Raw genomic sequence first — 11170 nt, 5'->3', positions numbered from 1 at the left:
CACACCCTATCTGTTCAGTGTATTTTTTTCATCTCATAATACTTGGCTTTTTTCTCATCGCCGCGTTCCCTATAAAACGGGATCAAAATATTCAATGCATCGTCGAACCTTACCTCGTAAGGTTGCTGTATGCTTAACGTCCATGAATAAAGCTTATTTTCAAATAACATGCCCCTGTACAACTCCACCATTTGCTCGAGGATCTCCATTTTACTCTTATCCGCATGATAACTTTTATTGAAGTGATCAAACTCCCACAAATCTACTTTAATGTCTTCGAGGTTGAGCCAAATGTTCCCGAGTCTGCTCTTGATCAAGTGATGAATGCCAAAAGCTTCGAATATCTTCTTTAAGTTATATTGCGTCGTATATAAGTTTGCATACCCTTTATCCAACTCCGAATCGGGCCACAAGTCATGAATGATTCGTTCTCTGGACACGGGCTTGCCGTTCATGCATAACAAATAAGCGAAAAGCTCCTCGGCTTTTCTGGTTCGCCAATTGTCGTCGATCAATTTCCCGTCTATAAATACGGAGAAATTGCCAAAACATTTGATCTCGATTTTGTGTGCCATGACGTTTTTACTTCTAATTTTCTTTATTTTTTCCAAGGTGACATAAAGCTGCTCGAACTTCACCGGCTTAACGAGAAAGTCCAACGCTTTTGTTTCAAGCGTATCTGTCACATAGGCATGGAAAGCGGATGTAAAAACAAAATCCATATCCGGTCTTTTTTTGAACATCATCCCGAGCAAGCTTATGCCATCGATCTCCGGCATTTCAATATCCAGAAAAGCAAGATCCGGCTGTACGCTGCTTAGTTCTTCTAAAGCTACTGCAGGATCGTCATACATCGCGACAACTTCGACATCCGCAATATTTTCCAACTTGCTCTTCAAATTCCGCAACGCATAATATTCGTCGTCTACAATTATAGCTTTCATGGCTGCTCCTTAATGGGTACGTCAAAGCGAACCGCAGTTCCTTTACCCTTCTCGCTGACGATTTGAAGCTGCGTTCCATACTCGGCCTTAAGCCGCGCGTTTATGTTGGCAAGCCCAATTCCCTTGCCTGTCGAGTATTCAAGCAGTTTATATTTGTCCGCCTCTTCAATGCCGACTCCGTCATCTTCTACGGATATAAAATAGCCCTGTTCAAGCTCCTTAACCCTAACCGTAACTGTTCCTGCCACTTTCCTTTTACGTATGCCGTGTTTAATCGCATTTTCTACCAAAGGCTGAATAACAAGGCGCGGAACCTTTAACTGAATATCCGGATCAATTTCATAGTTGACGATTATTTTGCCCGGGAACCGGGCTTGCTCAATGCGAACATAAAACTTGACTGTATCCAGTTCCTCATGAATAGAAATAAATCGTTCCGAATTGCTGTAATCAAAAATAGTTCTGAGATAATGGGACAAATCGTTGACCAGGCTGCCCGCTTTTTCTCTGTTTTCAGCGATAACCCCTTCTATCACATTCAACGTGTTGTGAACAAAATGCGGATCGATTTGTGCCCGTATAAAAGCAAGCTCAAATTGCTTGGATTGAATTTCGGAATTTTGAAATAAAACTTGATTGTGTTGCTTCTCTGCATGTAATTGATTAATAATTTCTGCAAGAGACAGTGCAAAGGCGGTAGCAGAGGCGCAAGATAGAAAAAATAAGTAATAAATAATAATGTAACTTTGAGGAAGCACTCCAAAAGTCATCAAATAAAACAGGATGACCGACACCAAACACAAGAGCCATGCCGTTATGAGTTGCGGCGAAATTATGGTTTTATTCCATATTCCTTTAACCATAATGATAAAATACAGTACAAACACCACAGAAGATGCGCCCGCGCCGAATGCTCCCAGCTCTTTACTGACGAAAAAGAACAGTACTAAAGTGATGGGGAAGAAAACGATGAGCAGTTTTAAACAGGCATCGATCTTGGGAAACCTGGTTCGGGTTTGAAAAAGCTCTCTCATAAAAATGGCGATGGCTAGCGACATGAAAATGCCGATGCCCGTGGAATATTCCGCAAGCCAATAGGCGTATTTGAAGCCGGTGATGTTTAAAAGTCCCGTCATTGCTGCATTCCACAACAAAGTAACGAGCACATAAAAGCAGTATTTTATAAACGTTTTGTTTTTAATGGCTAAACCCATGACCAAATTATAAAAAAACAATGCCGCCAAAACGCCAAGTAGGATGCCCCCCACCCAAACGTTTGTCATGCTTGTTTTCCTAAAGGAATCGTCATCTACGAGCTGGACAATAAAGTTTTGTCCGTATAACGATTTGCTTGTCATGTATATGTACTGATTAGGGTCAAAGTGAGGCGGGATTTTGATTGCGGGGTAGACATAACCGATCTCATCGGAATGGCCCTTATGCGCGTACCCGAATTGCCTAGCTGCATAATCGTTACTTGTCGGGAGGTAGATCGTTACATCTTCAAAAAGAGGGTTGTTTATGGTAAGGTAATTGATTTCTTCCGCGTTAAAGCGGTTTACTTTTATTTTGAACCATAATTGGGCCGGAGAATAGCCAACCTTGGAATAATTGCCTGGCAAAGCAACGAATTGATCGCTGACTTTAACGTCGGACAAGGTCATGGTTCCTGAATTGTCTTGTAGAATCTCCATGCTGATATCAGCTTTGGATTTGTTCGCATCCTGAAAATAAATGACGAAAACGAATGCGGTGCAAAGCGATATGGCTAAAAAAATGGCCATTATTTTCATAGAAAATAGAGTAGAATTCGATCTCATGAACATACTCCCCAGCAAACTGTAACGGTGTCGATTCTTGGAACAATTCTACCACGGTTCCCCTTATCCATCAATCTGTCCTGTAGGCAAGATCGATCCGCTTACGCCGAACGAGGTGCTTTCGGGAGATGCGGCCTCCGCCGCAAACAATGTCATTGTTCACCTTTTCGATCTCTAATTATTAAATCGACCTTCAAAAACGTTACTGTATCCACGACACCTGGCCAATGCCAGGTGTGTCTCACAAGCTTAACATTAAATTGCTTTAAGATTCTCTTTTATGGTACTCCGGTTTAAATCCATCCTTATTCTTATAATAAGCATCAATTGCTTCCTTGTTTGTTTTTAATGTTTCTATAATATCTGTTTCAGTAATTTTCTTTTTACTTAACAGTTTTGCGATATTGGAGTAAAAGATTAAGTATTCAGTAGAGGACAGTACATGAGGTACTCTATTTTCTTCTTTGGCTCTTTGTAGTTCACCATTTGCTCTAAATTCATACTCCTTATAAGCAGAATCAAGAGTAATTTGAAGTATAGATGACTTGTAATCATATCTTTTAGAAACAATTGAAATAATACTATTTGATACAACTGTAACCACTGCTACTCCTAGGCTTATAATCCCTACCAAAATTTCTGACTCCATATTTTCTCCTCCAATACTTTATTTTGTGAATTGAAAATAACGTTACTGTATCTAAGACGTCTCACCAGCTTTAAAAATATCATTCTTGTATTCACGAGCCCAGAAGGCATAAGCAACCAATCAAGCACAACAATTAAGTCTTGCCGGGGTGGCTACGCTACTTAACCTTGCAGGTTTGTTCGGATGATCTACTCCCTCGCGAGCTACTGTCAGAATTCATATCAACTTTATTTATTTCTTTTCAATACCATTTATTACTTGCTGCCTATACGTTTGCCATTGTTCTAATCCACGTTCTGGCTTGTTATCGAAATTAAGAATTTCTTCGTCAATTGCTTTCCAATTCGTTTCATCACATATTTTCTTTATCGCCAATATAGCTCTATTATCTCCTCTGACCTGAAGCATTATTGAGTTAATATTGCAGTCTTCAGATATGTTGATCTCTATTGAATATCCCTCTCTATTTAAGGTACCCCAAGATTTATCGGTAAAGTCTGCATCAGGGAAGATCAAGCTTAATTTATTTACTACAACTTCTCTACTACCTAAATTTTCAATGATCGACTCATCAATGTCTTCTACTTTATTTACATCCTTTGAAAATTTCATTAAGATGACATCCCAACTCACATTATCACCTCCGATGAATGATTATTTTTAATGCGTTTTCGAATAATGTTCTTGTGTTTAAAAAAACGGAATTCTTAAGTAACTAACGGGAATGGGGCGTTAGACTTTGCCTTACAGGGTTGTTCAGTTGTTTCCATTTGCCTGCTTTTCAACTTCTGCCGGACTGAAGAGCCTATTCAACGATGCGACGATGCAAGAACATAACGTTTAATAATACTTCCTCTTCATTAAATTCGCCTTCAAATTACCCTTTGCATGTTTAATATAAATCCCGTCTTCTTGCCTTACTAAATCCTGCTTTTTCATAAAAATGATCCTTAATTGCATAGCCGTAAGACGAGATGCGTAAATAGTATGTTTTATAAGGCCAACCTCATCAAGATACCTTTACAGTTCTATTTTGTTAAATGAATTCAGTATCATTAGACTCTTCAAAGTCTTATAGGCTCTCCATTCTAATAGCGCCGTTTCACCCGGGGGTTCCCATTCTATCAGCCATCCGCCAGCAACGTCTTGTTGAGAGTCTAACACTTTCAAATGTTCATGGATTGTATCATCTGCAAATATACTTCTACAATAAGAAGTCGAAGTTGGCGAAAATTCTAAAGGGGAAAGCCCATAGCTCAAAGAAGAAGCATCCAATCGAAAGAAATTAGATGTAAAAAGTTCATTAGATAACTTTTGAAATAGTCCTTTGATAAATTCTGTTTGAGGTACACTGTCGTATTTTTTAGTTTGAATATCTTTCAAACAGATTTCTGTCGCTTTATCAAGCCAGGAATTTTGCAGCCCCTGCCATTTAAGAAGCCCTACAAGGCCAGTTAATCTGCTAAATGATGGTTCAGTATAATGAGGGTTATTCCAATGTTCGGCTCTTGGATAATTTGCTGACGATGAATCAATTGTTTGAATTCCATTTTCAAGGTCAGCCCGAATAGATAGATAATCACATGCTTTACGAGCAATATTCTCATCCTTAATATTACAGTCATACAAAATACGTAATGCAAATTCTAAAAATAGAGGTTGACTATTAGGTGCCCGCAAATCAGGCTCAATTGCGTTTCCAAAACCGCCATCATCATTCTGATAAGCTTTTAGCGAAGATACTACATTACTCTTTGATCCACCAAGAAATATGTATTCAAATATTCTCCTTTCTAATAATCTTCCATTCCTCCAAATAATTCGCGGCTCTCTCAACATTCATATTGCCTTTGCCTCCCTTGTAGTCATAGATTCATATTTTCAACGTAGGGAAAATGGGTCCCATAATCTTCAATTTTATTCTAAGCCGTCAAATAAAAAAAATTCGGCAATTTCAGACAATGCCTTTGGATTTACGAACAGGAGAGGCTTGCCGGACCAAGGACGAATATCCGATGTGTAAATATCTTGTTAGCCCATAGCCTTTCTTTAAAATGAGAGAGCTGCATCTTTTTTTGCGCCCAATTAGACTTATCGCTTCAAGCGGCCTCATTCTTAATTACTTGCCCATTAAATAATTTTTATAGTATTCCTTGAATGCCAGATAAATAGGACCTATTTCATCTATTTCCGCGTTGAATTGATTATATATTTCACTTTTTTGTTTTTTTTCAATTATAGGGTCAAAATCAGAGTCTTCATAGTCAGTAAGTAATTCATAAAAGTATTCACAATCCTCTCTAACGTTTTGACAACTATCTGCGTATTCGCCTGATAAAAAAAGAAAACTTGCCCAAGATATTTCTCTACTCAAGTATTTCTGATAAAGACAAGCAATGTACTGATTGGCCATGTGACCATAATCCAACTCAACAAATGGTTCAGAATAGATATATGTATTGACGATTTCGATCGCCCTGGGCTGATATTTCTCCATAGACAGTTCGATAATCCAATATGGTGGTCTCTCTTGCTTTTCAATGATTTCATCACAAAAAGGGTGGAAATGCTTGTACCATATCAGCTTGCACATAAGCATATTACTAAGTTGACAAGCGAATTCTTTATTAAGTTCTACATTCATTTATTCATCTACTCTCAATCCTGTGCTATTCCTGTTACCGGAATACACCTACTTTTTGAGCTACAAAATCATTAAATGCATCAGTATGCTGCTGGTTAAATAATTCAGGTATTTTATCCAGCTCCATTGCTCCTCCCCCTGAAAAGTTGAGGATAATCATTTCATTACCTACTCTGCTTCTAATCCACTTAATATAATCCATCCGTTCTCTCCTTCCTTTGAAACTATTTCCTCCGACCAAAATAACTATCCAACTACGTTTCTATGCTTCGTTTTATGTAATTTTCAAGATCTTCCCTTGTCACTGGATGCAAAATTATACTATCCGATGCCATCATTCTTTCTATTAGATTTGATTCTTTAACCTTACGGCCCCACTTTCTCGAAAATGACTTCCAGTCGCATACCATTTCTATTAAATACTTCTCTGGCATTGGCAATGCTTCTTTTGTGTATTTATTGACTATCCAATATTCCCAATGATGTTTGTTATGATTTTGGTGGTAAAGCCAAGCCTTCTTCCATCTTAATTCGATGCCTTCACCTTTCTGATTTGAATAAAACTTAAGTGCATATGGAAAAAATTCTTGAGGCAAAAACTTTGACATATCATGAAATATGCCTTGAACATACAGACCTGCTTTCCAACATTCAATTAAAACGTTTAATTTATGGTCAAGAACATATAAGAAATATCTCCAGTATGGTTTCAGAATGGCTGCTCTCCTTTTGAGAATAATTAAGAACTATTCTTCAATTTCAACTATGATATTAACGACGGATGCATCGTGATTTTTAATTCGAAGTGGTGCTGTGAAGGCAGAAATCAGCTTTTTCCCAATTAAAGGAGCTGGATTTATATCCTCATATATCAGCATTGTCGGTTCTTCGTATTTTTCATGATCCAAAAATGCATGGTGGACAAAATATCCATTGTTTTTTGCTTCAGTCAAATTCTCTATACTTAGAGTGTCGATGGCTACTGCTTTACATTTTGGCAGATTTTTGCGGATAAATTCTGCAGCTTCTGGTGAAACAGCTGGGAAATGATTGGCGTATTTATCAAAATCCACATCACGGTACTTCCAGTGGCCTGTATTGAATATCAAAATATCAGCTTCATGCAAGTCTGTATATTCCATCAATTTATCCACCGTGATGAATCCGTTTGGTCCAAGCGGACAATCAATTAATAATGGCTTTTTGTAGATAAAGTCCTCAATCGGAACAGCATCGATTCCTTTTCCATTGTTCATATGATGCCATGGAGCATCGACATGGGTACCGGCATGGAGGTAGATGCTCAATACGCTTCCGTTCCAGTCATCTCCTTTTTCCAGTCTTTCTCTAGGTTCTAGTTTCACTTCTGGCAATCCTGGATACACAGGCATTCCTTCATAAATTGGATAAGCAATTTCAACATATTTCTTCATAAATAAACTCCTTTGATTCGTTTCCATCATGTGCGACGCCAGGACAGTGAACGTTGAAAGGGTATCAACCTTTAATGCTGATTTGCTTCAAATGCAATACGTCCCGATGTATAGTGCGCTTGGCTGCCACGAGTCCCATTCCGATCATAGCTGGTGGACTGAGGGCGAATGCCCGACTCATGAATACAGTGTTATTGGATGTTTGAGGTATCTTCTCGAATTACTTACAAATTCATCTTATATACCCCTGCTTCACCAAGAAAATCGCTTCTTGATAACTTTTTTTCTCCAAGCAATATTCGGTAATTTGTTATTGTTCCATCATGCGAGATTATAAATGTTATATTATACTTACCTTCGATCCAATTCAGCAGTTTCCTTGCATATCCTTCAAAAACCGTCTGCTCTATTCTATTTATTCCTTCTCCCCAACAATCCAAATTAAAATCCAGAATGTCAATGTCTCTAAATGTAGTTGTAATCTCATCTCTTGTATAAATATAATCGCATTTTAAAAACGGGAGATTGGGATTCTGAGGAAACATTCTTGGCCCAACAAGTGGACTAATCATAAATCCGGAATTTCCAGTCAACAGTAACGCACTTTCAATGGTTCGCTTTGACGGGCTGACTAATATTAAATCATCAGAATCGAATGATAATTGATTGCGAAGTTGATGAATCTGCATCTTGCCGTATTCCGTGAGCCCAGGATGCAATGTCTCTAATCGATTGGGATAGTCAAGTAAGTGTTCACCATGACCATGCCGAATAAATATGATCTCCAAATGAGTTACCTCCTGAAATCCAACTGTATGAAAGTTAATAATCATCAGAAGTATATTTCCGATTACAACTCGAACATTTTAAACAATATGTTCTTCTCTATTTCTTACTCTTATTGCCAGACATGCACGTATAACATCGATCATCTTGTATCTCCTCATACCTGTTTGTATAGCAAGTGACCAAGGAGCGGCCGTGACGGGTTTGGCTGTCTCAAATATTTTTCTGATCAATAAATTCTATACAGAAGGGCTGCATTTCAGGTCTTAAACAATATTCAATTCTTTGTCTAAAATCTTTCCATTCCACTTTTTCAAGTGCCTCTTCTAATGGGAAAAATCCTGAATCCAGGCTCTCTGATGATGTTTTTAATTCCCCGCCTATAGCCTTCGCTAAAAATAGTGTATTGCAAATTGAATTCCCTACATTCTGAAATATCCCGCAAAACTTAATAATTTCGATATCGATTCCCGATTCTTCTTTGGTTTCCCTAATGGCTGCTTGACTCAAGGACTCACCTATTTCCACTTGACCACCAGGCATCTCCCAACCTCTTCTTGGTCCTTTAATAAGCAACAATTCATTTTTTTCATTCAATACAATTGCAGCCGCAGACAGTATATGTTTTGGTGGATTCATAAAGAATTAGTCTTTCTTATTTGATTTTCAATCTGTGCCATATGGTGTTTGTTATGCCATATGAATCTTTGAACCGCAATTTCCAGTGTTACTTTTCCTAATACCTCGGTTTGTATCGTCCGTTTAAAATCGTCCTGATCTAATTCAATTAACAAATGGTAAAACCGATAGTGCAGCAGTTCAATAAGCGCAATTGAATGTTCGACTGGCAAGCTCTTATATTCATTTAATTCAGCCCATAGATCTTCACGATATGAACTTGCTAGCGGGTTTTCTTCAGTTAGCCCTCTCTTAAACCTTAAATATGCGTTCATATCATTATCAGCTAAATGATGAACGATTTGTTTTATTGTCCAGCCATTCATTCGATATGGGATATTTAGTTCGTGAGCTTCGATTCCATTTAGCAATGCTTTTAGTTTTTCTATTAATCCTGGAATTTCATTTATCAGATTACGTAATTGTTCACCGGATAGATGATGTTGGGCTTCAAATTGTCCGATGGGATATTTAACTTGATCCATTTCGCATCTCCATTCTTCATTCTTAATTAGTACAGCCTTTTTTCGTAACTCTCTCGTAACCCTTGCCTAATTAATTCTGTTGTATATTCCGTTGAATTCACGTGATCTTTCAAGATTGCAGGAATGGATAGCATCTTATCAGCGTTCAACCATGAATCGCTTTCTCATAATTTAGACCTCTTGAATGCTTTCGCACAATGTATAAAGCATTCCTCTACTTCTACTCCTATTCCTAACAGCGGTTTTTTATCATTGGTTTTCATTAAGTCAAGAATTTCATTATCTTTTATAACAAATGCTTTCCCGTTAATCCTAAGCGTTTCTTCTAGTCCAGGGATAATAAATATAATTCCGACTCTCGGATTCAATAAAATATTCCTCATTGAATCAATTCTGCGATTGCCTGGCCTCTCCGGAATTACGAAGTGCTTTTCATCTAAAATAGTTACGGAACCTGGCATATCCCCTCGCGGAGATACATCGCAAAATCCTTTATCATCGGAGGTAGATAAAAATAACAGAGGGGATAAGGAGATAAAATTACGACAATGAACATCTAAATCATATACGGTTTTTTTTCAATACAAGCTCACTCGGAAAGCCCAAAATCTCTCTAATCTCTTCTTCTGAAGACAAAATTTCTTTAAAAGGATTACTCATAGGAGGCCCCCAGTTTGAATTTTTCCTTAGACCGCTCTTATCTCAGATTGAGACGTTTGTTTTTTGATCTTCTTCCATGATTATACATCCGACAACCAAGTGACGAAAGACCTGCTATACTCTTGCGGATTAAAAGCCTCGACCCTGGTCTGGCTCAGATTCATTCGTGGGGATGATGAAGATGCTGGTATCAAAGGTTACAATTAACGCAACAATACAGAAAAGTGTGGGATGGATATGAGGAAACCTAGCGCCTTATTGGCCTGGAAAATGCTTATTACGGCTCTCCCGAAAGGGATCGTAGCCTTCATTATTATCGTTGCGGGTTTGTCGGCGAGCCTTCCGCTGTCGATTATTTTTATTGGAGTACCGCTGCTGGTGGGGACGTTGGCCCTTTCCCGAAAGATGCTGGTGAATGAAGCGAGATATGCCGAGGGATGGCTGGCCGGGAAGGAATACCCTGCCATTGCGTCAGAGCAACCTTTACCTGAAGCCCAGCAAGGATGGAAGCAATGGATGATGTCTGTGTTGAAAGATAGCCGGTCATACAGGGCGATTCTCTTCGGCATTCTTCAACTGCCGATCGGCATCGCGACCTTTACTATGGCTCTCGTGTTGCCAATTGTCGCATTTTCCGTGATGCTTTCGCCGCTCGCCTACGAAATTAGCATGCGACTGTTTTCATTCAATTTATTCGAAAACACTTGGGGACTGGATCAACTGGTAAACTGGCAATTAACTGCCGCTCATCGTTCCTGGATTGCCGGCGGGGTTGGTCTGATTCTCGCCTTGCTTTTGCCGCTGATGCTTAGAGGGCTTGCCTACTTGTATGCAGCCTGGATACTTACTGTAGCAGGTCAAGAGCCAACCCATTCACAGGTCATTGCGCCTACATCAACTTTCGACGAACGTCAGTCTTCTTTTGAGCTGGCACAATTAGAACTCCAGCAATATTGAACCGCTCATCCACGCCTAGAACACCAACCGCCCACCTTTAAATCCGGTTTTGGGCGGTGGTGTTTTAGGCATATCCCCATTCATCGAAATGCCTTTCAGGACTTCCTCGTATAT

At 38.9% G+C, this 11170-nt stretch carries 14 protein-coding genes; 1 reads left to right on the top strand and 13 read right to left on the bottom strand.

What is annotated here, in order from left to right; genetic code table 11:
- Nucleotides 1–14: 14 nt before the first annotated feature.
- The 13 genes from ACX93W_RS21760 to ACX93W_RS21700 form a co-directional block, all read right to left on the bottom strand.
- Nucleotides 15–944 carry a response regulator gene (locus tag ACX93W_RS21760; RefSeq protein ID WP_459394470.1) on the bottom strand — a complete coding sequence of 310 codons (930 nt, stop codon included), beginning with the start codon at nt 942–944 and terminating at the stop codon, nt 15–17.
- Complete coding sequence (locus ACX93W_RS21755) at nt 941–2638, bottom strand: histidine kinase (protein ID WP_459394469.1); 1698 nt, start codon at nt 2636–2638, stop codon at nt 941–943. The genes ACX93W_RS21760 and ACX93W_RS21755 overlap by 4 nt, the downstream gene beginning before the upstream one ends.
- Nucleotides 2639–3029: 391 nt before the next feature.
- Complete coding sequence (locus ACX93W_RS21750; RefSeq protein WP_459394468.1) at nt 3030–3413, bottom strand: hypothetical protein; 384 nt, start codon at nt 3411–3413, stop codon at nt 3030–3032.
- A gap of 231 nt (nt 3414–3644) precedes the next feature.
- Nucleotides 3645–4046: a hypothetical protein gene (locus tag ACX93W_RS21745; RefSeq protein ID WP_459394467.1), complete on the bottom strand. Its 402-nt coding sequence runs from the start codon at nt 4044–4046 to the stop codon at nt 3645–3647.
- Between the two features lie 387 nt (nt 4047–4433).
- A complete protein-coding gene (locus tag ACX93W_RS21740) occupies nt 4434–5252 on the bottom strand; it encodes a hypothetical protein (protein WP_459394466.1) in 819 nt (272 codons plus the stop codon).
- Nucleotides 5253–5532: 280 nt separating this feature from the next.
- Nucleotides 5533–6057 carry a hypothetical protein gene (locus ACX93W_RS21735; RefSeq protein WP_459394465.1) on the bottom strand — a complete coding sequence of 175 codons (525 nt, stop codon included), beginning with the start codon at nt 6055–6057 and terminating at the stop codon, nt 5533–5535.
- Between the two features lie 34 nt (nt 6058–6091).
- Nucleotides 6092–6259 carry a hypothetical protein gene (locus tag ACX93W_RS21730; RefSeq protein ID WP_459394464.1) on the bottom strand — a complete coding sequence of 56 codons (168 nt, stop codon included), beginning with the start codon at nt 6257–6259 and terminating at the stop codon, nt 6092–6094.
- A gap of 52 nt (nt 6260–6311) precedes the next feature.
- A complete protein-coding gene (locus tag ACX93W_RS21725) occupies nt 6312–6770 on the bottom strand; it encodes a DUF5662 family protein (RefSeq protein ID WP_459394542.1) in 459 nt (152 codons plus the stop codon).
- 33 nt (nt 6771–6803) lie between these two features.
- Complete coding sequence (locus ACX93W_RS21720; RefSeq protein ID WP_459394463.1) at nt 6804–7490, bottom strand: cyclase family protein; 687 nt, start codon at nt 7488–7490, stop codon at nt 6804–6806.
- Between the two features lie 224 nt (nt 7491–7714).
- On the bottom strand, nt 7715–8278 hold the full coding sequence (locus tag ACX93W_RS21715) for a histidine phosphatase family protein (protein ID WP_459394462.1): 564 nt from the start codon (nt 8276–8278) through the stop codon (nt 7715–7717).
- A 211-nt stretch (nt 8279–8489) separates the two neighbouring features.
- A complete protein-coding gene (locus tag ACX93W_RS21710; protein WP_459394461.1) occupies nt 8490–8915 on the bottom strand; it encodes an NUDIX hydrolase in 426 nt (141 codons plus the stop codon).
- Nucleotides 8912–9439: a YfiT family bacillithiol transferase gene (locus tag ACX93W_RS21705; RefSeq protein WP_459394460.1), complete on the bottom strand. Its 528-nt coding sequence runs from the start codon at nt 9437–9439 to the stop codon at nt 8912–8914. Before ACX93W_RS21705 ends, ACX93W_RS21710 begins: the two co-directional genes overlap by 4 nt.
- 164 nt (nt 9440–9603) lie before the next feature.
- Nucleotides 9604–9960 carry an MSMEG_1061 family FMN-dependent PPOX-type flavoprotein gene (locus ACX93W_RS21700; protein WP_459394541.1) on the bottom strand — a complete coding sequence of 119 codons (357 nt, stop codon included), beginning with the start codon at nt 9958–9960 and terminating at the stop codon, nt 9604–9606.
- Nucleotides 9961–10336: 376 nt separating this feature from the next.
- Here ACX93W_RS21700 and ACX93W_RS21695 point away from each other — a divergent pair, with 376 nt between their 5' ends.
- Nucleotides 10337–11056, top strand: a complete 720-nt coding sequence (locus tag ACX93W_RS21695; RefSeq protein ID WP_459394459.1) for a sensor domain-containing protein — start codon at nt 10337–10339, stop codon at nt 11054–11056.
- Nucleotides 11057–11170 lie beyond the last annotated feature (114 nt).

The sequence above is a fragment of the Paenibacillus sp. CAU 1782 genome (assembly GCF_054551715.1).
Note: the sequence above shows the minus strand (reverse complement) of the source record. Positions and strands in the feature narration are given on the sequence as shown.

Coding starts and splice junctions, on each gene's coding strand:
- ACX93W_RS21760 (WP_459394470.1), bottom strand. CDS start 944: ATGAAAGCTATAATTGTAGACGACGAATATTATGCGTTGCGGAATTTG.
- ACX93W_RS21695 (WP_459394459.1), top strand. CDS start 10,337: ATGAGGAAACCTAGCGCCTTATTGGCCTGGAAAATGCTTATTACGGCT.
- ACX93W_RS21750 (WP_459394468.1), bottom strand. CDS start 3,413: ATGGAGTCAGAAATTTTGGTAGGGATTATAAGCCTAGGAGTAGCAGTG.
- ACX93W_RS21735 (WP_459394465.1), bottom strand. CDS start 6,057: ATGAATGTAGAACTTAATAAAGAATTCGCTTGTCAACTTAGTAATATG.
- ACX93W_RS21755 (WP_459394469.1), bottom strand. CDS start 2,638: ATGGAGATTCTACAAGACAATTCAGGAACCATGACCTTGTCCGACGTT.
- ACX93W_RS21730 (WP_459394464.1), bottom strand. CDS start 6,259: ATGGATTATATTAAGTGGATTAGAAGCAGAGTAGGTAATGAAATGATT.
- ACX93W_RS21705 (WP_459394460.1), bottom strand. CDS start 9,439: ATGGATCAAGTTAAATATCCCATCGGACAATTTGAAGCCCAACATCAT.
- ACX93W_RS21710 (WP_459394461.1), bottom strand. CDS start 8,915: ATGAATCCACCAAAACATATACTGTCTGCGGCTGCAATTGTATTGAAT.
- ACX93W_RS21720 (WP_459394463.1), bottom strand. CDS start 7,490: ATGAAGAAATATGTTGAAATTGCTTATCCAATTTATGAAGGAATGCCT.
- ACX93W_RS21740 (WP_459394466.1), bottom strand. CDS start 5,252: ATGTTGAGAGAGCCGCGAATTATTTGGAGGAATGGAAGATTATTAGAA.